Here is a 21,983-nt window from a genome sequence, read left to right as displayed (position 1 = left end):
GAGCGCTTGAAACTCTCGCTGTATTTGGACATGCAAAACCCCCGAAGGTTGTGTCCAACTTTCGGGGGTCAGTTCAAAACGGGGCTTTTTTCATTTGTTTTGGTTGCTTATTCCGCCGGTGCCTCGGCAACCTCGCGCGAGCGGCCGAGCGTGATCTTGGCCAGCGTGAAGGAAATCACCGCACACAGCGTGATCCCGGCCACCATCGGCAGCGGCGTACCGTCGAAGAACACGCCGGCGACACCCATGGCGAGTGCGCCGATGGCGAAATGCAGCGTGCCCATCAGCGCTGAAGCGGTGCCGGCAATCTCGCCATGTTCTTCCATGGCCAGCACCGAGGTGGTCGGAATGACTAGGCCGAGAAAGCCGTAGCCGACGAACAGCAGCGCCGCCATCATATCGAGCCGGTCGATGCCCGTCGCCATCACCGCGAACAGCACCACCATCGTCGTCGCATAGCCGGTCACCGCGACGCGCACCACGCGCCTCAGGCCGAAGCGCTCGGCCAGCAGCCCCGTCATCTGCGACATGCCGATGAAGGCGACCGCGTTGATCGAGAAGAACACGCTGTAGACCGAAGGCGACAGCCCGTAATGGTCGATCAGGATGAACGACGAACTCGACAGATAGACGAAGAAGCTGGCAATGCCGAAGCCGGCGATCGCCGTCAGACCGAGGAAGTTGCGATCACCCATCAGGAAGCGGTAGGCCGACAGCGCGGTGCCGAAGGAGGACCCGGCGCGATCTTCCACCGGCCGCGTCTCCTTGAGCGAAGTCGCCAGAAGGATGGTGGCCAGCAGAGCCGCGCCCGTCACCGTCCAGAACACGGCGCGCCAGCCGAAATTCTCGATGATCACGCTGCCGGTCAGCGGCGCCAGGATCGGCGACACCGAGAACACCAGCATCAGCAAGGACATCAGCTTGGCGGCCTCATTACCGGTGTGCAGGTCGCGCACGATGGCGCGCGGAACGGCCATGCCGGCGCTGGCGCCAAGCCCTTGCAGGAAACGGAAAGCGATCAGCCATTCGATGGTCGGCGCCATTGCCGAACCGATGCCGCCAACCATGAACAGCGCAAGACCGCCATAAAGCGGCAGCTTGCGGCCGATCATGTCGGAAATCGGCCCGACGACGATCTGGCCAAACCCCATCGACAGGAAGAAGATCAACAGGCTCATCTGCACCGCAGCGGTGCTGGCATGCAGATCCGCGCCGATCGACGGCAGCGCGGGCAGATACATGTCGATGGCGAACGGGCCGATGGCGGACAACAAGCCGAGCACGACCGCGATGCGGAGGAATTTGGGACTCATGATAAAGGCTCTTTCAAATCTGGTTGCCGCCGCTAGGCGACGTCTAACCTAGGACGTTCCATCCCGTGAGCTTCCGACAGCTCGAGAGCGAATTCTATCCGTCTCTCTCACGCGAAATCTCTTTATCTTGTGTCCACAAATTTAGACACTCTTGTCTAAATCGTCAATCACCTCTATATAGTTTTTTATGAAGCTGCACGTTTCTCCTGACATTTTCCCGCCACGCGGCCATGAGGCCAAGCGCCTCTCGATCGTCGATTCCGCGGCTGCCGTGTTTTGCCGCGAAGGTTTCGCCGGCGCCAACATCGATCTGATCGCGGCCGAAGCCGGCGTTTCGCGCCAGACGATCTACAACCATCATGGCGACAAGCAGAAACTGTTCGTCGCCGTGGTCCGCGACCTCACCGAACGCTGCAATGCCGGCATCTTCGCCACCATTGCCACCTTCCCCGACCAGCCCAAGGATCTCGAAGCCGATCTGATCGGCTTTGCCGTGCGCTTGAACCAGAATTGCATCTGCAACCGCGACGGAAAATTCCTGCGCAAGCTGATCCAGACCGAAGGCGAGCGCTATCCCGAACTGTTTGCCGAATGGCGCGAACAGGGACCGGGCAGAACATGGCCGGCAATCGCCGCCCGCTTGGCCCGCCTCGCCTATGGCGGCTATCTCACGATCGAGGACCCGGATGTGGCGGCACGCCAGTTCCTTGGCCTCGTCAATGCCGAACTGCAGACCACCTTCATGCTTGGCGGCTCGCCGCGCGAGGACGAGGTGCTGCAATCCGCGACCAATGGCGTGCGCACATTCCTGCGCGCCTTCGGCAAGCGCCGGTCCGCGGCATCGTCCGAAAAGCAAAGCGCGCTCGCCAGCGCCTGAGCGATCAAATCGCTGGCAATAGTCTTCGCTTCCGCGCGAGGGTGATCTATATGCGGTTTACGCCGCCCTCAAGCTTGATTACAGCTATGCGGACGATTCAACGGAACCCGACCGCCACATGGCCGACGACCACATCCGCTACGACATTCTGGCCCAGGAGGCGTTGCGCGGCGTCATGCGCAAGGTCCTGGCCGAGGTCGCGCGCACCGGCCTCCCCGGCAACCACCACTTCTTCATCACCTTCCTGACCGGCGCGCCGGGCGTACGCGTGTCTTCGCGGCTGCGCGAGCGCTATCCCGAGCAGATGACCATCGTCATTCAGTTCCAGTATTGGGACCTGAAGGTGACCGATACCGGCTTCGAGGTTGGCCTGTCCTTCTCCGATGTGCCGGAAAAGCTCGAAATCCCGTTTTCGGCCGTACGCGGCTTCTATGATCCGTCGGTCAATTTCGAACTCGAATTCGACGTCAAGACGGATGGCGCGGCAGCCGAGGAACCAGCCGCTCCAGCCTCGCCTGAGCCGTTGACCATCGTCTCCGAGAAAAAGCCGAAGGCGGAGAAGAAGGCAGCTGCCGCCGAGGCGGAGAAGAAGCCCGCAGCGGCGGACGCCAGCACCAAGGGCGCCGAAGTGGTCTCGCTCGACGCCTTCCGCAAGAAATAGGCCTGCGGTTCACGCCATGGCTGACATCGTCAATCTCCGCCAGGCTCGCAAGCAGAAGGCGCGGGACGAGAAAGTGCGCGTCGCCGAACAGAACCGGGCACTGTACGGTCGCTCCAAGGCAGAGAAGCAACGCGACCGCATAGTCGCCGACAAGGCCGAAAACTTCGTCGCTGGGCACCGCCGCGAGCCATCCGGCGCCGAAGACGACCAGTGAGCTGTCACCAGTGAGCGCGGTCGAAAAGCGCTCGGTGACCATTCGTGGTCACCGCACCAGCTACTCGCTTGAAAAGCCCTTCTATGAGGACCTCGTCGCGATCGCGGCGACCAGGGAGCTGACGCTCGCTGCGCTTGTCGCCGAAGTCGACGAGACGCGGCCCCGCGACACCAACCTGTCCTCGGCGCTGAGGCTCTATGTGCTGGAGTGGGCGAAGCACGCAGAGAGAATCTAAAGGCTTTCGACGGCGTCGTTCTTTTTCGTGTGTCTGGTGCCGAAGCCAAGCAAGGTCGAACGCTCGCGCTCCTCGGCCTGTTTCCTGGACCGCACGCGCATCAAATCCTTCCAGCCGACATAGCCGACCAGCAACGAGCCTTCGCGAGTGACGACGGGCAGATGAGAGACGTTGGCCAGCAGCAGTTTGTCGGAGAGGCCTTCGAGATATTCGTCCGGATAGGCCAGCGTCACCTTGCTGCCGGCCAGCAGTTCGCCAAGCGTGGTGGTGCGGTGCGTGCCGGCGCGTCTCCAGCGCAATATCGCCGGCGGATCGATGAGGCCCAGCACATGGCCGCGCTCATCGACCACCGGGAAACTCGGATGCCGTGTTTCCGGCGCTGTCAGGAACGCTGCCGCGCCATGCAGCGTCATCGTCGCCGGCACGCTTTCGACTTGTGACGTCATCACCTCGCGCACCCTGGTCAGGGCGAAAGGGTCGACGCGGTATTCGCGAACCAGATGATGTCCCCTTCTGGCGATCTTTTCGGTCAGGATCGATCGCTTCATCAGAAGCACGGTGACGGCGTGCGCCGCAGCGCAGGCAGCAATCAGCGGCACCAGCATATGCGTGTTGCCGGTCAGTTCGACGGCGAAGAACGTGGCGGTCAGCGGCGCACGCATCGTGCCGCCCATGGTGGCGGCCATCGCCAGCAGCGCCCAGAAACCCGGATCCGCGGCAGGCAGAACGCCGGCGAGCACAGCGCCCATGGCCCCGCCCATGATCAACAGCGGCGCCAGCACACCTCCCGACGTTCCCGAGCCGAGCGCTACCGACCAGATGATCGCCTTCACCACCAGCAGGAGGAGTGCTGCCGTCGCGACGGTGCGGCCGTCCAGCATGTCAGTGATGTTGTCATAGCCGACGCCGAGCGCGTGCGGCTCGATCAGCCCGCCGATGCCGACCACCAGTCCGCCAAGCATCGGCCACCACATCCAGTGGATCGGCAGCTTCTGAAAACCGTCCTCGCAGGCATAGACCATCTGCGTCAGCAGCCCCGACAAAAGTCCTGCACAAACGCCGATCGCCACCCAGCCGGCAAGGCCGACAAAGGACACCTCCATGCCGCCCTGAAACGGAAAGATCGGTCCGGGCAGATGCAGCATGGTGCGCTCCACCTCGGCGATAACAGCCGCGACCGCCACCGGGATGAAGCTGCGCGGAGTCCATTCGAAAAGCAGCAGTTCGACCGCAAGCATGATGGCGGCGATCGGGGTTCCGAACACCGTGGTCATGCCCGCCGCAGCACCGGCCACCAGCAGCGTCTTGCGTTCGTTGTCGCTGACCGGCAGCATCTGCGCGATCAGCGAACCGATCGCGCCGCCGGTCATGATGATCGGGCCCTCGGCGCCGAACGGTCCGCCGGAGCCGATCGAGATCGCCGACGACAGCGGCTTCAGGATCGCCACCTTGGCGTCGAGTCTGGAACGCCCGAGCAGGATGGCCTCTATGGCTTCGGGAATGCCGTGACCGCGGATCTTCTCGCTGCCGAAGCGCGCCATCAGGCCGATGATCAGCGCACCGATCACAGGGACGATGACGGAGGCATAGCCCAGCGGCGTGTCCTCGAGCTTCAGATCGGCGAGCGTGAACTGGCCAAAATAGGCGATGTTGGTGGCCAGCCGGATCAGCTTCAAAAGCGCGATGCCGGCAACCAGTCCAGCTGTCGCCACCACCACGGCAATGGCGGCGACGAACAGCACCCTGGCATCCGTGGTGAAATCGCGCAGATGCTCCGGGTTCGAGTGAGGGGTCTTCATGGCAGTTTGCTTCCTGGCGGCGCGCCGTACGTCTGAGATGCGGCACGGTCGAAGCGGCCAGCCGGGCTTGTTGGTGGATATGTATCGTAACACGATATAAATATTCAAGCCGGTTTCGCCCGAAATCCGTTTGAGCTTTCGCCGGAAAACGAACACATGTCTGATATGTCGCAGCCACAAAAATCACGCCCCGCCATCAGCCAAGCCGATTACCAGCGGCTATCGGAGTTTCGCTACCTGATCCGCCGCTTCCTCGAATTCAGCCAGGTCCAGGCGGAAGACGCCGGCCTGACCCCGCGCCAGCATCAGGCGCTGCTGGCGATCAAGGGATTCCCCGGCGGCGGCCCGGTGACGGTTGGCGATCTCGCGGAACGCCTGCGCATCCGCCACCACAGCGCCGTCGAACTGGTCAACCGCCTTTGCGAAACAGGGCTGGTCGCCAGAAATCAGGACAAGGACGACCACCGCCGCGTGCTGCTGCAACTGACCGAGCGCGCCGACGATTGCCTGGCCGAGCTGTCGGCGGCACATCTCGACGAGCTTTCACGCATCGAACCGATGCTGCGCCGGCTGCTCGATCGGGACCATGCGTAAGGCTCCAGACCTTGCACGAAAACGGCACCGAATTATTTTCCCGGCCTCCCGAATCCTTTGGCTTCGCCACAACGTCTCGGACGTAAGCGGCCCGCAAAGCGCAGGGCACGAAGAGGAAAAAACGCGATGAAACGCCACCTGATACGCTACAAGACGAAACCGGAACGGACCGATGAGAATGAACGGCTGGTCAAGGCCGTGTTCCAGGAGCTGCGGGAAAAGTCGCCGGAAGGTGTTCGCTACATGACATGGCGGTCCGACGACGGGACCTTTGTCCATCTGGTCGAGACGGAAACCGAGGCCCATGCCGACATCATCACCGGGCTGGCGGCATTCGAGGCCTTCCAGAGCGGCATCAGGGATCGCTTGATCGAGCGTCCGCAGCGCGAGGAAATGACCGTGGTGGGCCACTACCGGATGCTGGACCAGTAACGGCAAACAGAGGTGCATGAACATTCCTGGCGAGATCCGCGAGCCTTTTGACCGCCTGTTCGGCGAAATGCGTCCCAAACTGCACCGCTACTGCGCCCGCATGGCCGGCTCGGTCATCGACGGCGAGGACGTGCTGCAGGAAGCCCTGGCCAAGGCGTTCGAGGCGCTGCCGGATGCCGGCCCGATCGCCAACCCGGAGGGCTGGCTGTTTCGCATTGCCCACAATGCTGCGCTCGACTTTCTGCGCCGGCGAGCCCGCGAAAAGGCCTTTTCCGATGAGGACCCGGATATGATCGTCGACCCGGCCAATCCCACCGCCGATCGTCAGGCCGCCGCGGCCAGCCTGCACACTTTCATGCGCCTTCCCGTCACGCAGCGAAGCAGCGTCATCATGATGGACGTTCTGGGCTATTCGCTGCAGGAAATCAGCGCCACGCTCGATACCAGCATCCCCGCCATCAAGGCGGCGCTGCATCGTGGCCGCCACCGACTGCGCAATCTTGCGGACGAACCGGACGACCGTCCTGTTCCGAGACTGAGCGCCGCGCAACGTCTGCTGCTCGACGCTTACATCGACCGCTTCAACGCCCGCGACTTCGATGCGGTGCGCGACATGCTGGCCGATGAGGTGCGGCTGGAACTGGTGGCCAGGGCGCGGCTGAATGGCCGCAAGGAGGTCGCCACCTACTTCAGCAACTATTCCCGCGTGCAGGATTGGCATCTTATGCTCGGCTTCGTCGAAGACAGGCCAGCAGTCCTCGTCCGCGATCCCAATGACCCAACAGGGCGCCCCACCTATTTCATCCTGCTGGCCTGGCAGGACGGCAGGCTTGCCGCCATCCGCGATTTTCGCCACGCCCGCTACACCACCGACGGTGCCGAACTGTTCGTTCTTTGAAACGGTCTCGGGGCGGAAAGGCCTCCCCTACTGCCTACTGCAGCGACTTCAGCAGATTGTCGATCGTGAACGGATTGGACTTCGGCTTGGCCGGCGGCGGATTGTCATTGGCTTCCGGTGGCGGGGCACGCTCCACCTTGGGAGCCTGCTGCGCGGCCTTGCGCTCGGCCTCGAGCCTTGCCTTTTCCTGCGCCGCGATGCGCACCGCCTCTTCCGCCTTCTGCCGCTCCTGCTCGGCCTGCGCTTTGGCCGCCTCGTCGGCGGCCTGCTTTTCGGCAGCCGCCTTCGCATCGGCATCGGCCTTGGCCTTTGCGTCCGCCTCAGCCTTGGCCTGGGCATCCGCTTCCGCCTTTGCCTTGGCGTCCGCCTCGGCTTTCAGCCGCGCCGCTTCCTGCTGCTTGCGCAGTTCTTCGGCCGCCTTGTCGCGAGCATCCTGCAGCGCCGCGTAGTAGCGGACCTCGCGCCGAAGCCGCTGCTTTTCGAGCAGCGCGGCCTGCATCGCCTCGACGCGCTGCTGTTCCTTTTCCAGCGCGCGTTGGGTCAGGAACTGCGCCAGCGGCTCACTGTCGAATGCTCGTTTCACCGCGCCGAACGGCCCCTCGGCGGTGAAATTCACGACCGGCTCGGAGCCGACCAGCGCCTCGTCGCCCGGCCGATAGGTGATCGCACCCTTGGCCGACACCGTGACCGCGTTGAGATCCGCCGTGACGTCGGCGGACAAGGTCGCCGCCGGATTTTCCAGGCTGACCGGCGGCGCCCGCAGCGTGCCGCCGGCAACCGTGAAGGCTATGTCGGTGTCCTTGGCGGCTAGACTGCCATCAGCGGCGATGTCAGGCGCGAAGCCGGCAGTCTTGGCCGCATCGATGTCACGCCCGATCGCATCCGCCTTGACGAGGAACGCACTGAACGCATCTGGATTGACGCCAGCAACTTTCACGCCCTTCAACGCCGCAGTGCCGGAGCCTGATAAGGCGGCCACCATCCCTTCGACCGATTTGCCGCTGCTTGACAGCGCTGTCGAGAAGTCGCCGATGCCGTTGATGCCGGCATCCGGCAGCACGGTCGCCAGATCGGCGCCCGCCAGTTTCATCTGGCCAGAGAACAGGCCGGTGCCGTCATTGTTCTTCAGTTCGAACAGGCCGGTGAGCGCCCCGCCCAGCAATTTCGCCTTCAAATCCGAAACGCGGATGCCTTCCTGGTCCAGCTTGAGCGAAAAGGCGGCATCATACGCGGTGGCGAACCGACCGGCGGCGAGCGCTGCCGTCGTCAGGTCTAGGTCGGCGGTGAACGGCAGGTTGGACTTCTGGCTGAACGGTGTCGCCGGCCACACGCCACCCTTGCCTGCCCCTTCCTTGTCGGCCCCGTCTTTGTCGGCAAGAAAGGCGGAATCGCCGAACAGCGCCACCGCCATCGGATCGAGGTCGAGTTCGTCGAGCGCCAGCGCCCCGGCCAGATGCGGCACGCCGGCCTTTCCGTCGACCCCCTCCTTTACATCGATATTGACGTCGCCGGACACCGCCGCTTCGTTGATAGCGCCGTTGAGTTCGTCCAGCACCAGCAGACCGTTGCCATAATCGCCCTGCGCCGAGAGCGACGTCGACATGCCCGCCCCCATGCCCGGCAGGCCGATACCTGTCGTCATCAGCCATGGCTCGATGTCGGCGGCGTCGAGGCTGAGCTTGCCCTTGGCGGCGAAGCCTTGCGGCGTATCGGCGATCGTTCCCTCGAAACCAGCCTTGAAGTCGTTGCCGGCAAGGCTGAAATTCGTCGTCAGGCCGCCACCAAGCGTTCCCTTGGCCTGAATATCGGTGCTTGCCTCGCCCAGCATGCCGAGCGGCAGCGCCGGCAGGCCGTAGAGGGCCAGCAGCGTGGTGGCGTCAGGGTTTTTGGCATTGAAGGTAAGCGCCACCGGCGCTTCAAGAAGCTTGTCCACCGCCCCCTTCCCCGACAGCGATGCGGAAAAGGCCGAGCCGCCCGCCTTGCCTTGCCCGCTCACCGCCAGCCCCGTGGTGCCGTCGCCATTGTCGGCCGCACTCGCCACCAGGTCGATGCGCGCATCCTGGAACAGCTCGGGATAGGCAGCGGCACGGCTCGCCAGCCCTTTCAGCACGGCACTGTCGGGATAGTGCTGGGCGGCGACGTCGACCAGCGGCTTCAGGTCGACGGCAACCACCGATGCATCGAGCTTGCCGGTCGGGCTCGCCGGGAAATCCTTGACCCGGCCGGTGGCGCTGATCGAGGCGCCGGCCAGTCCGCCCACCGACAGCCGGTCGATTTCGAGCAGCCCATCGCGCAGCCTGAGCGCCGTGTCGATCGTATCGGCGGTCAACCCTCCGGCATTGACCGGCCCGGCCTTGATCTGGAAATCGAGGTCGCGGTCGGCAAAGCGATTGGCCCCCTTGTCGCTGACGAAGATCGAGGCGAAGGCCGCCAGCCCGTCGATATCGAGGTCGCCCCCTTCGAGACGCATCAGCACTGAGGGCTTGGCATCGTCGGGCTGGGTGGAATCGATGCGGCCGGAAAACCTAGCCTTGCCCAGGATCAATTCGAGATCGCTGAAGGCCTGCCGCTTCTGCGAGAGGTCGACCTTGGCCTTGAAGCCGGCGGCAGGCAGACGGCGGATCGCCTCGTCGACATCCTTCGACAGCCAGGCGGCAAAGCCGGAGGGTTGCGCCACGGCCAGCAGCAGCGAGCCGTTGAAGCCGAAATGACCCTCCAAATTGAGCACGAGCATGCCATCGGCTTCCAGCGTGGTGCGGCCGGGCAAGGTCGCGGCAAGCGATTTCACCGACCAGCCGCCATCGACCGGCTCGGCGGAAAGATGCACGTCGCGCACCGTGGTGTCGCCGGCCACCACCGCCGGCAGCTTGACCTCGACGGTGCCGGGGATAGTCGGCTTCGGCATGTCGAGCAGCGCCTGCTCAAACGCCGCGATGCGCTGGTCCAGCGTCAGGCCGGCGCCGGCCTCGGCGCCCACCGCCTCGTCGAACTGCACCTGCGCGCCATTGGCCTCGATGGCGAAACTCGGTTTCAGCCCGAGATCGACAGAAGCCTCGCCATCGGCGGTGTAGGGGTTGTCGAGCGGCCCGGTCTCGAAGCGGAATTCGTCGACGCCCAACTTCTGGTGGTCGAGCGAAAACTTGCCGTTCAGCCGAAAGCCCGGATCGGGCTTGCCGGCGGAAACCTTCACCGTCTCACCGTCGGTGCTGCGCAGCTCGGCGCTGTTCTTGTCCGCACCGGAGATTTTGAATTGGCCGGAATAGACGGCAGCGCCATTGACAATGCCAGCATTGCCGTCGGCTTCGATGACCAGCGGATAGGCGTCCGGATCGGCCTTCAGCCGCAGCCGCATCTGCCCGTTGCCTTCAGCCTTGCCGGTGGACGCGGTGACCGCGGTGCGCAACCCGTCCAGCCGCAGCGTGCCGTCCATGCGCCATGGCCCGGCCAGCGACTTGGCCGAGATGGTCGAATTGATCTCGGAAAACAAATGGCTGCGCCCGCCGGCGGCATGGCGCAGTTCGATCTGCCCTTCCGTCACCGTCAGCTTCTCGATCGAGATCTGATCGAGGTCGAAGGGCGAGGACGGCCGCATCGCCCAGTCGACCGTGCCATTGTTGGCGATGTCGATGGTCGCTTTCGGCCGCACCAGCCGCATGTCGAAGATCAGCACTTCGCCGCGCAGGAAGGGCGCCAGTTCCGCATCCATCGAAAACGTCTCGACGGTCATGGCCGGCTGGCCATTGGGGCCGCCGGCGACAGCGACGTTCGAGAAGGTCACCGAGGGGAACGGCAACAACCTTGCCGTGGCGTCGCCCTGCACGGTCACCTTGCGGCCGAGAATGGCGCTCGCCTCGCGCTCGAATTGGGCGCGGTAGCCGGTCCAGTCGACAAAATACGGCACCACCAGCGCCGCACATAGCACCAGCACGAACAGGCCACCAAAGATCACGAACAGGCGTGCGAGCATCAGCTCCGAATGGGTTGATTGAAATTCTGCCGCACTCTACCCGCATCCGCGTGTCGATAAAGAGGCAATTCATCCAGTGTTGCGCGATCCCGGATGATCTGAAACAAATCCTCGCAAAGCGGAGAATTCGGATGTCTGGGAAGAACTGGGATCGCGTGCCGATCGACGCGCAAAGCGTCGACGCTCCGCTGTCGCTTTCGGCGGTCTTTCTTGTCGTCACCGTCGCCGGCGAGCAGACCGCGCTCGCCAAGGTGGCCTCCGTGCTTGGTGGGCTCGACGATCTCGTCAAAACCGTCGGGTTCCGCGATCTTTCCGGGCGGCTTTCGTGCATTGCCGGCATCGGCCGCGATCTCTGGGATCGTCTTTCTCCAGATCGGCGGCCGCTGGAACTGAAACCGTTTGCGCCGATCAAGGGATCCGTTCATTCGGCGCCCTCGACCGCTGGCGATCTTCTCTTCCACATCCGCTCCGAACGCCCCGACATGTGCTTCGAGTTCGAGCGCATTCTGCTCGACAATCTCGGCGACGGCGTGAGCGTCGTCGACGAGGTTTCCGGCTTTCGCTATTTCGATGCGCGCGACCTGCTCGGCTTCATCGACGGCACCGCCAACCCGACCGGCCTCGATTTGCCCGCCTCTGCGCTCGTCGGCGATGAAGACGCCGACTTCGCTGGCGGCAGCTATGTCGTCGTCCAGAAATATCTGCACGACATGCAGGCCTGGGCGCGCATTCCGACGCCCGAGCAGGAAGCGATCATCGGCCGCACCAAGATCGACAACATCGAAATCGACGATGACGACGCGCCGCGCAAATCACACAAGTCGCTGGCCACCATCGAGGATGCCGATGGCAACGAGTACGACATATTGCGCGACAACATGCCGTTCGGCAGGCCCGGACAAAACGAGTTCGGGACCTACTTCATCGGCTATTCCAGATATCTTTGGGTCATCGAAAAAATGCTGCAGCGCATGTATATCGGCGACCCGCCGGGCGCCTACGACCGCCTGCTCGATTTCTCGACGCCGCAGACCGGCACAACGTTCTTCGCGCCAACCCGCCCCATGCTGCAGGCGCTTGTCGAGGGCGCGCAGGAGAAGCTTCCCGCCGCCCGGTAAAGAACGGCTGACGGCCTCTATCGGCGAAGATCAGCGTGCGTCGCGCTTCGCTTGTGCCACCTTGCCCGCCTTGCGCTGCCGGCCGAATTCCGCTGGCCGGACCAGCTTCGGCGCCCGCTTGCTAGCCACGGCGCGCATGCCCTTGTGAGCCGTCCGCGAATTGAGCGCGGGACCGTCCGCCGGCGCATTTTGCTTCATGGCCAGCACCTTGCGCGCATTCCCAACCAGCGAAACGCTGGCCGCCAGTTGCCGGCGCCGCTCGGCCTCGCCATTCAGCCGCCGCATCGCCATGGCTAGCACCGCCAGCTTTACCTGCGAACCGCCATCGGACTTTGAGGGCGAAGCACCTTTCGGCGCTCCCTTGCCCCGCATTTCGCGGCGGCGCCGATGCGCCTCGGTCTGCGCCTTGTCGCGCCGGTCCCGCAACAGCTTGACCAGACCGGCAACATCGGCGTCGGAAAGCTCCTGCACCGAAGGATGGTGCGATTTCTCCACCAGTTCCTGTTCGTCGGCGCTCAGCGCACGCGCCTCTTCCTTGCGTGAAATCGCCATGACACTTTTCCTCCGCTGGCACGCCTGTCTGTTTCAGGCCTCGCTGCTCGCCGAAGTCTCGGCCCGAAAATGGTGGCATGGTCAAGACGAGCCGCCTGCGGCCTTGCGCTGGAGGACTCGCCTAGTCCCCCGGCAAAATCTTGCCCGGGTTCATGATATCAAGCGGATCCAGGGCCTGCTTGATCGTGCGCATGATGTCGACGCCGTGGCCGAGTTCATGGCGCAGGAAGCCGATCTTTCCCTGGCCTATGCCGTGCTCGCCGGTGCAGGTGCCGTCCATGGCGATCGCCCGCATGTTGAGCCGCGAGACGAACTTTTCCGACAATGCGATCTCCTTGGGATCGTTGACATCCATCAGCACCAGCACGTGAAAATTGCCGTCGCCGGCGTGGCCGACGATCGGCGCGATCAGACCCATCTCCGCTATGTCGGCTTCGGTTTCCATGACGCATTCGGCAAAGCGCGAGATCGGCACGCAGACATCGGTCGACAGCCCCTTGGCGCCCGGCCGCAACGTCAGCGACGACCAGTAGGCGTCGTGCCTGGCCTTCCACAGTTTTGTGCGCTCCTCGGCGACGCTGGTCCACAGGAACGGCCCGCCGCCATTCTCTTCCGCGATCATGCCAAAGGTCTCGGCCTGTTCGGCAACGCCGGCATCGCTGCCGTGAAACTCGACGAACAGGCACGGGCTTTCGGGATAGTCGAGCTTCGAATAGTTCTTCATCGCCCGCATCTGCAACGCGTTGACCAGTTCGATGCGCGCCACGGGGATGCCCATCTGGATCGTCGCGATGACAGCATTGCAGGCCGCCTCGACGCTCGGAAACGGGCAGACGCCGCCGGAGATCGCCTGCGGGATGCCTTGCAGCTTCAAGGTCAGCGAGGTGATGATGCCGAGCGTGCCTTCCGAGCCGACCAGCAGCCGCGTCAGATCATAGCCGGCCGAACTCTTTTTCGCCCGCTTGCCGGTGGTCACCGTTTCGCCGTCGGCCATGACGGCGGTCAGTGACAGCACGTTCTCGCGCATCGTGCCGTAGCGCACGGCATTGGTGCCGGACGCCCGCGTCGCCGCCATGCCGCCGAGCGAGGCGTTGGCGCCCGGATCAATTGGGAAGAACAGGCCGGTGTCGCGCAGGTGCCGGTTCAGATCCTCGCGCGTCACACCAGGTTCGACCGTGCAGTCGAGATCCTGCGGATTGACCGCCAGGATGCGGTTCATGCGCGAGGTGTCGACCGATATGCCGCCGCCCGGTGCGTTGGTGTGACCCTCCAGCGAGGAGCCGACGCCAAAGGCGATCACCGGCACATGATGCGCGGCACAGGCGCGCACGATGTCCTGCACCTCCGCGGTCGTCTCCGGAAACGCGACGCCGTCAGGCGCCTGCGTCGGGATGTAGGTGGTGGTGTGGGCGTGCTGGGAGCGGATGGCCTGGCCGGTCTGGAATCGCTCGCCAAGCTGCTGCTTGAGGATGCCGAGCACCGCTGCGATGCCTTCCTCGTTGCGTTCGACCGGGTTGAGGTCGCTCAGAGCCATATTTTTCTATCCCAACTTTTCTGCAGGAGGTCTAAGCCACTTGCCGCATAGATGTCCATTCGGCTAGTCAAATGGTTGCCGTGACCTCGGGTCGGAAATGAAAAATTCGGTACTGGCAGGATACATACTTTTTTTCCTGGCGCTCTTGCCTGGATGGGCGGTGCATACAGCGGCCACCCAAAGTCGCGTCGGCTGGTTTGGTGCGGTCATCTTCTTTGGCTTCATAGGGCTATTCGCTGTGTTAAGCACTCGAGCATACCCGGGCACTGATCGAAAGCCCGGTCCTTTCGCTCGGCGTTATGGCGGATATCTTTGTGTCTTTATCTTTGCCACTTTCTTGTCCGGCGAGTCGCTTGCCATCGCGCTTACCTACGGCGAGCCCGATCAAGGCTTCATAGGCGAGATAGGTTCGATATTATCTGCCCTGGGATCATATCTTTTCCCCGTTGTTGCCAAATACGCGAATTCCATTCAACCGCCTCTTTCCGATAAATCGATCTTCAGAGCTCAATCCATAATAACTTGCTTTCTTTTTGCAGGTTTCATATCTTCTATTTCGATTTTTATATACTATGTCGCTATGCCAAAAAATGAGATAACCGAAAGACTCAATGCTGGCGGGCGCAAAAGACCAAATACTTTGACCGCTTTCGCTGGTGTTATTTTCGGCATTCTTACGAGTCTGAGCGCCTATTTTGGTATCGACGAATTTCAAACAAAAACTGAACACTGCTGGCTAAATGCTGCTTGCTATACCGCAGGTGATGATTTGACACTCTTCTGGGCTGCGGTTGGAAAAATAGTGATGATGTTTTTCTTCCCGCTGGGCGGTCTTGCGATGTTGGTTGCTCGTCGCACTCTGCCAGAAAATTAACAAGCCGGTCCGAGCGTTCGACCGGGTTGAGGTCGCTCAGAGCCATGAATTCCTCGGCGAATGGACCAGTGTCCACGCTTGTTATGCGATTATGGATGCGTAGTCTTACCCGCCACGCTCGGTCCAACAAGGAAGTTTCGATGCCCATCCCCACTCCCTTCGTCTCAAAACCCATGGACATCGAGAAGGACTGGATCGACTACAACGGCCATCTCAACATGGCCTATTACAACGTGCTGTTCGACCGCTGCTCGGACGATGCCTTCGAGGCAATGGGCATGGGACCGAACTATGCCAGGGATCGTCGCCTCACCATCTACACGGCCGAAGTCCATGTCTGCTACGTGCAGGAGCTGCACCTCGAGCATAAGGTCACGGTCTCATTCCAGCTCATCGACCACGACGACAAGCGGCTGCGGGCCTATCAGGAAATCCGCCATGTCGACGGCTGGCTGGCCGCGACGTCCGAATCGCTGTCGCTGCATGTCGACATGTCCGGGCCGAAGGTGGCGCCCTTCCCCGCCGATGTGCTGGCCAGGGTCGAAGCCATGCGCGCCGCCCATTCGGCACTGCCGATGCCGGAACGGGCCGGCCGCTCGATCGGCATCAAACGCAAATAGGGCGAAGCCGATACTTCTCGTTTCCGGCTTCAAAGCCACACCGGCAATCTAAAATCGCGGAACCCTCCCATCGGCCGGCGGCGACGCTTGAAGCGGCGCCGTGGCCACGTTAACCTTACCAAGGTTTTAACGGGAACAAGCCATTTGAGCCGTTGCGCGACTCAGCGGGTCGGTCGAAAACGATCCGCATCGAGGTAGCGACACGGGCGGCGCGGCGCCGGTTCGAGGAAAGTGCATGAAAACCGACATCAAGGTCGAGGTGGACAGGCTGGCCGCCGATCCGCGCATCACCGACTATGATTTCTGGCGCTCGCTCAAGAACGTCAACAACGAGATCTTCCACATCGCCAACAACAACGAGCCGATCCCGTTCGACATGATCCGCTGGCGCGCCATCCTGAAGCAGGCGCGCATGAAGCGCGGCCACGCATAGGTCTCTCCCTGTACGTCAAGCCTGGCGCCGCAACGCCGCCAGAGCCGAGCGCGCCACCACCGGCGACGACTGGATAATCGCCGTGTTGGTCATCGCGTAGGGGATGATGCGGTCGATCACCCGCTCAAGTTCAACCACCGAGCCGACATGCGCCAGCGCGACGAAACAATCCTCTCCGGTCACCCGGTCGCATTGCACGATCTCCGGCAGTTCGCGGATGATCTCGGCCACGACGGCCAGTTGCCCCGGCACCGGCCGGATGCGCAGCCATGCCGACAGCGGCAGGCCGAGTGCCGCCGGGTTGATCCTGACCGAATAGGCCTCGATGACGCCACTTTCCTGCAGCCGCTTGATGCGCTCTGCCACGCTCGGCGCCGACAGGCCAACCGAGCGTGCCAGCTCCGCCGTGCTGGTGCGCGCGTCCTTCTCCAGCAGACGCAGGATCTTCATGTCCGCGACATCGAGGTCGGCACTTTCAGTTCGAAGGCGCTTCATAGGAAATTCCTTGCTTCCGAGGGAGATCTCGCCAGACCAGCCCATCATCACTCATATAAACCGGCAAATATGCCTGCGATACTGATCCGATGGATGATCAAACGCATGCTCTTACAGCAGACCCTGCCCCTGCCAACTCCACCGTCGGCAGGCTGACGGAAAAATTGCCGCCGCATGTCTGGTTCGGCGTCAGCGCCGTCTTCCACTATCTCGGGCCGGCATTCGCCGTCCTGCTTTTCCCGCATGTCGGCGTGCTCGGCATGGCGTGGCTGCGCATCGCCACGGCAGCACTCATCTTCGCACCCCTGACCCGCCCATGGCGAACCTTCGCCCGCGCCGATCGCTCGACAAGGCTGCTTTTGCTGGCCTTCGGGGCCTGTCTGGCGGTGATGAACTGTTCGTTCTACCTGGCGCTCGACCGCCTGCCGATCTCGCTGGTGGCGGCGATCGAATTCGTCGGCACCATCGGCGTCGCGGCGATCGGCCTCAGGAGCCCGCGCAATCTCGCCGCCCTTGCCGTTGCCGTGACCGGCACCTTGCTGCTCATCGACGTCAAGTGGTCCGATGATCGCATCGGGTTGTTCTGGGCCTTCCTCAACGGCGCGCTGTTTGTCGGCTACATCGTGCTCGGCCACCGCGTCGCCGCTTCGGGCGCAGGCAGCGGCATTGCCGGCCTGGGTGCCGCCATGGCGATCGCTTTCGTGGTCGTGCTGCCGATCGGCTTCACCGATGCGCTGCCGGCCTTTTTCTCGCCGCCGCTGCTGCTCGCCGCCATCGGCGTCGGCATCTGCTCGTCGGTTATCCCCTACATCTGCGACCAGCTCGCCATGTCGCGGCTGCCACGCGCGAGCTTCGCGCTGATGCTGTCGCTGCTGCCCGTCACCGCGACGCTGATCGGCGTCGTCGTGCTGCGCCAGATTCCAAGCTTTACCGATTGCCTCGGCATTGCGCTTGTGGCCGCCGGCGTCGCCTTCCACAAGCCGGCGAACACGGATTAGACGGACGCCCCTATGCCAGTTTCTGCTTGAGGAAGGCGATCGTTCTGCCCCAGGCCAGGTCGGCCGCCTTCTTGTCGTAGCGCGCTGCCGACGTGTCGTTGTTGAAGGCATGGTTGGCGCCTTCATAGACATAGACCGTGTATTCGACATGCGCCGCGTCGAGTTCCTTCTTGAAGGCGTCGATGCCGGCATTGATGCGCTCGTCCAGTCCGCCATAGTGCAGCAGCAAGGCCGCCTTGATCTTGGACATATCGGCGGCCTTCGGCTGCATGCCGTAATAGGCAACGCCGGCACTGAGATCGGGCGCGTTGACGGCCAGCATATTGACCGTGCCGCCACCCCAGCAGAAGCCGATGGCGCCGACCTTGCCGTTGCCGTCCTTGTCGCTCTTGAGGAAAGCGACGGTCGCAACACCGTCGGCGATGGTCTGCGCCGGATCGAGCTTGGCGAACATGTCGCGCGCCTTGTCTTCATCGGTTGGCGTTCCGCCGAGCGGCGACAGAAAATCCGGCGCCAGCGCCACGAACCCCTCCAGCGCCACGCGTCGCGTCACATCGCGGATATGCGGGTTGAGCCCCCTGTTCTCATGCACGACGATCACCGCGCCGAGCTTGCCCGCCTTGTCCACCGGCTTGACCAGATAGCCCTTCATTTCGCCGCTGCCGCCGGGATAGCTGATGTCCTCGCCCTTCACCCGCGGATCGTTGTCGGCGACAACAGCCGCTTGCGCCGAATTTGCCGCCAGAAGCGGCGCGATCGCGGCCGCCGCCGCACCCGATCCGGCAAGCCGGGTCAACTGCTCCATGAACCGGCGGCGATCGAGCGTCAGATGCGTATATTCGTCATAGGCATCGATCATCGCCTGGGTGATGGCGGGTTTGGCGTCGGGTTTCGTCATGGAAGAGTTCCTCTGCTTCGGGCTTCAATTCCCCAGCTACATAGGGACCAAGCCGGCATGATCCAGTCGACCACTCATCGCGGCCGTCGATCGCTTCAGGGTATGCAGCCAGCCGCGGCCGGGCAGTAAAGCCGGTGCCATGCGCGGCCGTGTCATCACTTTTTGGTCATTGGCGACAAATCCTGCTGGCGCTGCCACAATCGTGAGGGAAGGTGGCTATCGACCAGTATCTTGGCCGTGTGCCCACACGTCAGACCCAGAAGGAAGCGATGACCATGACCATGCCTTCCCCGATCCTCGCCAGCGCGCTCGTCCTTGCGGCGGCCGCCGCTTTGGCCCGGTGCTCGATGGTTCTGAACGCAGGCAGACGATCGTTGATCACGGTCCGCGCTGAGGGGAACCGCAACACGAAAACCCAGGGTTGAGGTGACGCCATGAACGTCCAGGACATCGTCAATACCGTTTCGCAGAAGGCGGGCCTCGACCAGGCGACGACGGAGAAAGTCGTCGGCACTATTTTCTCGGTGCTCGAACACGAGGCGGAAGGCACAAGCGCCTCGGCGTTCTTCGCCAGGATCGCCGGCGCCGACGACCTCGCCCATCAATATGACGTCATGGCCGCCGCTTCGGCCGGCGGTGGCGGTTTTCTGTCGTCGTTGCAGGGCGCGCTTGGCGGCGTTCTCGGCGAGAAGGCCGGCGCGCTGATCAACGGCGTCGCCGCGCTCAAGGCATCCGGGCTCGACATGGCGCAGATCCAGAAGGCCGGCGCGACGCTGATCCAGCAGGCCGAAGCCGCCGCCGGTCCCGACCTGACCAACAAGGTGCTCGGCTCGGTGCCCAGCCTGAAGGGTGATCTGGGGATTGGCTGATCGACAACGGGTTGATCGGAAGATTTCCCGCCTCTCATCGCCCAATCGGGCACTTCTCCCCGTCACTATGCGGGGAAAAGACACCGGCACAGACGAGGGGCGGCGCGACCTCTGAAAGATCGCGTTACCCTGCCGCCCTACTTCGGCAGCGCGTAGGCCATCACATAGTCCCCAGGCTTGGTGCCGACCGAACCGTGGCCGCCGGCGACGATGACCACGAACTGGCGGCCGTCGGCGACCGTATAGGTCATCGGCGTCGATTGCCCGCCGGCCGGCAGCCGCGCCTGCCACAGCTGCTTGCCCGATGTCAGGTCGTAGGCGCGCAGATAGTCGTCGACCGCGGCCCCCAGGAAGGCGACGCCGCCAGCCGTGATCATCGGCCCGCCGATGCCCGGTACCCCGACTTTCAGCGGCAGCGGCAGCGGCGTCATGTCGTAGACGGTGCCGTTGCGGTGCTTGTAGGCGATCTTGCCGGTCCTGAGATCGGCGCCGGCGACATAGCCCCAGGGCGGCGCCTGGCAAGGAATGCCGAGCGGCGACAGGAACGGCCCCATCACCACCGCATAGGGCGCGCCCTCGTTGCGGTTCAGCCCCTGCTCGCTGCCGCGCCCTTCGTCCGGCGGCGGCACCTGATCGCGCGGGATCAACTGCGACTTGAACGCCAGATAGGTCGGCATGCCGAACAGCACCTGCCGGACCGGATCGACGGCGACGCCGCCCCAGTTGAAGGTGCCGAAGTTGCCGGGGTAGATCAGCGACCCCTGGACGGAAGGCGGCGTATAGCGACCCTCATAGCGCAGGCCCTGGAATTCGATCCGGCAGGCCAACTGGTCGAACATGGTTAGGCCCCACATGTCGGCGCCGGTCAGCGGCTTCGGCATGAAGGTGAGATCGGAGACCGGCTGCGTCGGTGATGTGTGGTCGCCTTCGATCGCGCCGCCGGGCGCCGGCACTTCGTTGACCGCAATGACCGGCTCGCCGGTGCGGCGGTCGAGCACATAGAGATCGCCCTGCTTGGTCGGTCCGACCAGCGCCGGCACCACCGTGCCGTCGGGTTTGCTGATGTCGATCAGGCTCGGCTGCGCCGGTACGTCCATGTCCCAGAGATCGTGGTGCACGGTCTGGCGCACCCATCGCACCTGACCGGTGTTGAGGTCGAGCGCGGTGATCGACGACGAGAACTTCTCGACATTGGCACTGCGCCCGGCGCCGAGCTGGTCCGGCGTCTGGTTGCCGAGCGGCACGTAGAGCAGGCCGAGCTTCTCGTCGGCGCTCGGCGTCGACCACATGTTGGGCGAGTTGGCGGTATAGGTTTGGCCCGCCGGCAGCGGCGTCGTCTGGTCCGGATTGCCGGAATCCCAGTTCCACACCAGCGCGCCGGTGGCAGCGTCGTAGGCGCGGATGACGCCGGACGGCTCCTGCGTCGAATAATTGTCGTTGACCGCGCCGCCGACAATGATCTTGCCGCCTGAGATCATCGGGGCCGAGGTCGAGTAATAATAGCCCGACTTCGGATAGGGCATGTTGGTCAGAAGGTTCAGCGTACCGCCCTCGGCGAAAGCCGGACAGACCTGCCCGTTGGCGGCGTCGAGCGCGATCAGCCGCGCGTCCGAGGTCGGCAGGTAGACGCGGGTCGCACAGGGCTGCCCGGCGGCGCCGGCGGCATCGGCATAATAGGCCACGCCGCGGCAGGTCTGGTGCTGGCGGTCCTTGTCGAGCTTGACCTTGGGATCGAAGCGCCATTTCTCCTTGCCGCTCGCGGCATCGATGGCGATGGCGAAATTGTGCGGCGTGCAGATGTAGAGCGTGTCGCCGATCTTCAGCGGCGTCACCTGATAGGTGGTCTCGCCGACGTCGTCCGGACCCTTCACGTCGCCGGTCTGGTAGGTCCACGCCGGCTGCAGCTTGGCCACATTGTCCGGTGTGATCTGGTCGAGCGGCGAATAGCGCTGGCCGAACTGCGTACGTCCGTAATAGTGCCACTCGCCGGCCGGCACATCATTGCCAAGATTGGCGTTGGCGACCACCTTGTCGGTGCCGAGTTCGCCGGCAATGTCCTTCGGATCTGAAGTCATCGAATAACCGGCGACGGCCAGCGAGGCCAGCACGGCCAGGATCAGCGGCGCGCGTGCGTCAGGGCCGACAAGACCCCGCCTCGCCCACGGCGTCAGCAGCCACAAAGCGAGAAGCACGATGATGCCGCCGCGCGGTCCAAGTTCCCACCAGTCGAAGCCGGTTTCCCAGACCGCCCAGGCCAACGTGCCGAGCACGATCACCGCGTAGAGCCACAGTGCGGTGGACCGGCGCCGGTAGAGCAGCCAGGCGGCGATCAGGAAGGCAAGGCCGGCAACGACATAGTACCAGCTGCCGCCCAGCATCGCCAGGCGGATGCCGCCGCCGCCGAGTGCCAGGCCGATGAGGAAAAGAATGAGGGAGGTGATGGTGACAGCCAAGATGATACTCCTTCGACTGTTGCGCTTCGCGGCGCGGCCATGGCAACCCGGCATTGCGTCGCTGCCCGAAGCACAACTTTCTCCTGACGGTCCCGCCTGTCAAGCACGGGCCTCAAGCGCAGGCGGTAATGGTCCATCGCAATTGGAAT

General features: G+C 63.5%; 22 protein-coding genes. 14 read left to right on the top strand and 8 right to left on the bottom strand.

What is annotated here, in order from left to right; translation table 11 throughout:
- Positions 1–107 precede the first annotated feature (107 nt).
- Positions 108–1,313 (bottom strand): multidrug effflux MFS transporter, encoded by a 1,206-nt coding sequence (locus NKJ11_RS28460; RefSeq protein ID WP_352611229.1) that lies wholly within the window; start codon positions 1,311–1,313, stop codon positions 108–110.
- 187 nt (positions 1,314–1,500) lie between these two features.
- Here NKJ11_RS28460 and NKJ11_RS28455 point away from each other — a divergent pair, with 187 nt between their 5' ends.
- The 4 genes from NKJ11_RS28455 (at position 1,501) to NKJ11_RS28440 (ending at position 3,300) form a co-directional block, all read left to right on the top strand.
- On the top strand, positions 1,501–2,190 hold the full coding sequence (locus NKJ11_RS28455) for a TetR/AcrR family transcriptional regulator (protein WP_128306088.1): 690 nt from the start codon (positions 1,501–1,503) through the stop codon (positions 2,188–2,190).
- 118 nt (positions 2,191–2,308) lie between these two features.
- Complete coding sequence (locus tag NKJ11_RS28450; RefSeq protein WP_128306087.1) at positions 2,309–2,851, top strand: SspB family protein; 543 nt, start codon at positions 2,309–2,311, stop codon at positions 2,849–2,851.
- Between the two features lie 16 nt (positions 2,852–2,867).
- Positions 2,868–3,065 carry a DUF4169 family protein gene (locus tag NKJ11_RS28445; RefSeq protein WP_127260259.1) on the top strand — a complete coding sequence of 66 codons (198 nt, stop codon included), beginning with the start codon at positions 2,868–2,870 and terminating at the stop codon, positions 3,063–3,065.
- Between the two features lie 10 nt (positions 3,066–3,075).
- Positions 3,076–3,300: a ribbon-helix-helix domain-containing protein gene (locus NKJ11_RS28440; protein ID WP_128306086.1), complete on the top strand. Its 225-nt coding sequence runs from the start codon at positions 3,076–3,078 to the stop codon at positions 3,298–3,300.
- On the opposite strand, the gene NKJ11_RS28435 is transcribed toward NKJ11_RS28440, so the two are convergent.
- A complete protein-coding gene (locus tag NKJ11_RS28435; protein ID WP_023813095.1) occupies positions 3,297–5,099 on the bottom strand; it encodes a chloride channel protein in 1,803 nt (600 codons plus the stop codon). The genes NKJ11_RS28440 and NKJ11_RS28435 overlap by 4 nt on opposite strands.
- A 156-nt stretch (positions 5,100–5,255) precedes the next feature.
- Here NKJ11_RS28435 and NKJ11_RS28430 point away from each other — a divergent pair, with 156 nt between their 5' ends.
- From NKJ11_RS28430 to NKJ11_RS28420, 3 genes are all read left to right on the top strand, one after another.
- Positions 5,256–5,693 carry a MarR family winged helix-turn-helix transcriptional regulator gene (locus NKJ11_RS28430; protein WP_352611230.1) on the top strand — a complete coding sequence of 146 codons (438 nt, stop codon included), beginning with the start codon at positions 5,256–5,258 and terminating at the stop codon, positions 5,691–5,693.
- A 126-nt stretch (positions 5,694–5,819) separates the two neighbouring features.
- Positions 5,820–6,125, top strand: a complete 306-nt coding sequence (locus tag NKJ11_RS28425; RefSeq protein ID WP_128303532.1) for a hypothetical protein — start codon at positions 5,820–5,822, stop codon at positions 6,123–6,125.
- Between the two features lie 16 nt (positions 6,126–6,141).
- Positions 6,142–7,023 carry an RNA polymerase sigma factor gene (locus tag NKJ11_RS28420; protein WP_128303531.1) on the top strand — a complete coding sequence of 294 codons (882 nt, stop codon included), beginning with the start codon at positions 6,142–6,144 and terminating at the stop codon, positions 7,021–7,023.
- A gap of 34 nt (positions 7,024–7,057) precedes the next feature.
- Here NKJ11_RS28420 and NKJ11_RS28415 read toward each other — a convergent pair whose 3' ends face one another.
- Positions 7,058–10,990 (bottom strand): AsmA family protein, encoded by a 3,933-nt coding sequence (locus NKJ11_RS28415; protein ID WP_352611231.1) that lies wholly within the window; start codon positions 10,988–10,990, stop codon positions 7,058–7,060.
- A gap of 131 nt (positions 10,991–11,121) precedes the next feature.
- Between NKJ11_RS28415 and NKJ11_RS28410 the strand changes: the two genes are divergently transcribed.
- On the top strand, positions 11,122–12,108 hold the full coding sequence (locus tag NKJ11_RS28410; RefSeq protein ID WP_128303529.1) for a Dyp-type peroxidase: 987 nt from the start codon (positions 11,122–11,124) through the stop codon (positions 12,106–12,108).
- A gap of 30 nt (positions 12,109–12,138) precedes the next feature.
- Here the strand turns inward: NKJ11_RS28410 and NKJ11_RS28405 are convergent, their stop codons facing one another.
- Together NKJ11_RS28405 and NKJ11_RS28400 are read right to left on the bottom strand one after the other, a co-directional pair.
- Complete coding sequence (locus tag NKJ11_RS28405) at positions 12,139–12,660, bottom strand: hypothetical protein (RefSeq protein ID WP_128303528.1); 522 nt, start codon at positions 12,658–12,660, stop codon at positions 12,139–12,141.
- Positions 12,661–12,781: 121 nt separating this feature from the next.
- Positions 12,782–14,194, bottom strand: a complete 1,413-nt coding sequence (locus tag NKJ11_RS28400) for an FAD-binding oxidoreductase (protein WP_128303527.1) — start codon at positions 14,192–14,194, stop codon at positions 12,782–12,784.
- A gap of 97 nt (positions 14,195–14,291) precedes the next feature.
- On the opposite strand from NKJ11_RS28400, the gene NKJ11_RS28395 reads away from it, so the two are divergent.
- From NKJ11_RS28395 to NKJ11_RS28385, 3 genes are all read left to right on the top strand, one after another.
- Complete coding sequence (locus NKJ11_RS28395) at positions 14,292–15,068, top strand: hypothetical protein (protein WP_128303526.1); 777 nt, start codon at positions 14,292–14,294, stop codon at positions 15,066–15,068.
- Positions 15,069–15,208: 140 nt separating this feature from the next.
- On the top strand, positions 15,209–15,688 hold the full coding sequence (locus NKJ11_RS28390) for a thioesterase family protein (RefSeq protein ID WP_023813101.1): 480 nt from the start codon (positions 15,209–15,211) through the stop codon (positions 15,686–15,688).
- A gap of 235 nt (positions 15,689–15,923) precedes the next feature.
- Entirely contained in the window at positions 15,924–16,121 is a 198-nt protein-coding gene (locus NKJ11_RS28385; protein ID WP_013531006.1) for a hypothetical protein, read from the top strand.
- 15 nt (positions 16,122–16,136) lie between these two features.
- Here the strand turns inward: NKJ11_RS28385 and NKJ11_RS28380 are convergent, their stop codons facing one another.
- Positions 16,137–16,616 (bottom strand): Lrp/AsnC family transcriptional regulator, encoded by a 480-nt coding sequence (locus NKJ11_RS28380; RefSeq protein WP_128303525.1) that lies wholly within the window; start codon positions 16,614–16,616, stop codon positions 16,137–16,139.
- Between the two features lie 89 nt (positions 16,617–16,705).
- Here NKJ11_RS28380 and NKJ11_RS28375 point away from each other — a divergent pair, with 89 nt between their 5' ends.
- Positions 16,706–17,614, top strand: a complete 909-nt coding sequence (locus NKJ11_RS28375) for an EamA family transporter (RefSeq protein WP_352794803.1) — start codon at positions 16,706–16,708, stop codon at positions 17,612–17,614.
- Between the two features lie 10 nt (positions 17,615–17,624).
- Here the strand turns inward: NKJ11_RS28375 and NKJ11_RS28370 are convergent, their stop codons facing one another.
- On the bottom strand, positions 17,625–18,512 hold the full coding sequence (locus tag NKJ11_RS28370) for a dienelactone hydrolase family protein (protein WP_128303523.1): 888 nt from the start codon (positions 18,510–18,512) through the stop codon (positions 17,625–17,627).
- Positions 18,513–18,781: 269 nt separating this feature from the next.
- Here NKJ11_RS28370 and NKJ11_RS28365 point away from each other — a divergent pair, with 269 nt between their 5' ends.
- Entirely contained in the window at positions 18,782–18,937 is a 156-nt protein-coding gene (locus NKJ11_RS28365; RefSeq protein ID WP_164892894.1) for a hypothetical protein, read from the top strand.
- Between the two features lie 9 nt (positions 18,938–18,946).
- A complete protein-coding gene (locus NKJ11_RS28360; protein ID WP_128303522.1) occupies positions 18,947–19,381 on the top strand; it encodes a hypothetical protein in 435 nt (144 codons plus the stop codon).
- A gap of 137 nt (positions 19,382–19,518) precedes the next feature.
- Here NKJ11_RS28360 and NKJ11_RS28355 read toward each other — a convergent pair whose 3' ends face one another.
- Positions 19,519–21,834 (bottom strand): glucose/quinate/shikimate family membrane-bound PQQ-dependent dehydrogenase, encoded by a 2,316-nt coding sequence (locus NKJ11_RS28355; RefSeq protein WP_352794802.1) that lies wholly within the window; start codon positions 21,832–21,834, stop codon positions 19,519–19,521.
- Positions 21,835–21,983 lie beyond the last annotated feature (149 nt).

The organism is Mesorhizobium sp. M0243 (assembly GCF_040321775.1).
In the GTDB taxonomy this organism is placed as follows: Bacteria; Pseudomonadota; Alphaproteobacteria; order Rhizobiales; family Rhizobiaceae; genus Mesorhizobium.
Note: the sequence above shows the minus strand (reverse complement) of the source record. Positions and strands in the feature narration are given on the sequence as shown.

Coding starts and splice junctions, on each gene's coding strand:
- NKJ11_RS28460 (WP_352611229.1), bottom strand. CDS start 1,313: ATGAGTCCCAAATTCCTCCGCATCGCGGTCGTGCTCGGCTTGTTGTCC.
- NKJ11_RS28455 (WP_128306088.1), top strand. CDS start 1,501: ATGAAGCTGCACGTTTCTCCTGACATTTTCCCGCCACGCGGCCATGAG.
- NKJ11_RS28400 (WP_128303527.1), bottom strand. CDS start 14,194: ATGGCTCTGAGCGACCTCAACCCGGTCGAACGCAACGAGGAAGGCATC.
- NKJ11_RS28380 (WP_128303525.1), bottom strand. CDS start 16,616: ATGAAGCGCCTTCGAACTGAAAGTGCCGACCTCGATGTCGCGGACATG.
- NKJ11_RS28430 (WP_352611230.1), top strand. CDS start 5,256: ATGTCTGATATGTCGCAGCCACAAAAATCACGCCCCGCCATCAGCCAA.
- NKJ11_RS28390 (WP_023813101.1), top strand. CDS start 15,209: ATGCCCATCCCCACTCCCTTCGTCTCAAAACCCATGGACATCGAGAAG.
- NKJ11_RS28375 (WP_352794803.1), top strand. CDS start 16,706: ATGGATGATCAAACGCATGCTCTTACAGCAGACCCTGCCCCTGCCAAC.
- NKJ11_RS28415 (WP_352611231.1), bottom strand. CDS start 10,990: ATGCTCGCACGCCTGTTCGTGATCTTTGGTGGCCTGTTCGTGCTGGTG.
- NKJ11_RS28360 (WP_128303522.1), top strand. CDS start 18,947: ATGAACGTCCAGGACATCGTCAATACCGTTTCGCAGAAGGCGGGCCTC.
- NKJ11_RS28370 (WP_128303523.1), bottom strand. CDS start 18,512: ATGACGAAACCCGACGCCAAACCCGCCATCACCCAGGCGATGATCGAT.
- NKJ11_RS28435 (WP_023813095.1), bottom strand. CDS start 5,099: ATGAAGACCCCTCACTCGAACCCGGAGCATCTGCGCGATTTCACCACG.
- NKJ11_RS28405 (WP_128303528.1), bottom strand. CDS start 12,660: ATGGCGATTTCACGCAAGGAAGAGGCGCGTGCGCTGAGCGCCGACGAA.
- NKJ11_RS28420 (WP_128303531.1), top strand. CDS start 6,142: ATGAACATTCCTGGCGAGATCCGCGAGCCTTTTGACCGCCTGTTCGGC.
- NKJ11_RS28385 (WP_013531006.1), top strand. CDS start 15,924: ATGAAAACCGACATCAAGGTCGAGGTGGACAGGCTGGCCGCCGATCCG.
- NKJ11_RS28365 (WP_164892894.1), top strand. CDS start 18,782: ATGACCATGACCATGCCTTCCCCGATCCTCGCCAGCGCGCTCGTCCTT.
- NKJ11_RS28450 (WP_128306087.1), top strand. CDS start 2,309: ATGGCCGACGACCACATCCGCTACGACATTCTGGCCCAGGAGGCGTTG.
- NKJ11_RS28410 (WP_128303529.1), top strand. CDS start 11,122: ATGTCTGGGAAGAACTGGGATCGCGTGCCGATCGACGCGCAAAGCGTC.
- NKJ11_RS28395 (WP_128303526.1), top strand. CDS start 14,292: ATGAAAAATTCGGTACTGGCAGGATACATACTTTTTTTCCTGGCGCTC.
- NKJ11_RS28425 (WP_128303532.1), top strand. CDS start 5,820: ATGAAACGCCACCTGATACGCTACAAGACGAAACCGGAACGGACCGAT.
- NKJ11_RS28445 (WP_127260259.1), top strand. CDS start 2,868: ATGGCTGACATCGTCAATCTCCGCCAGGCTCGCAAGCAGAAGGCGCGG.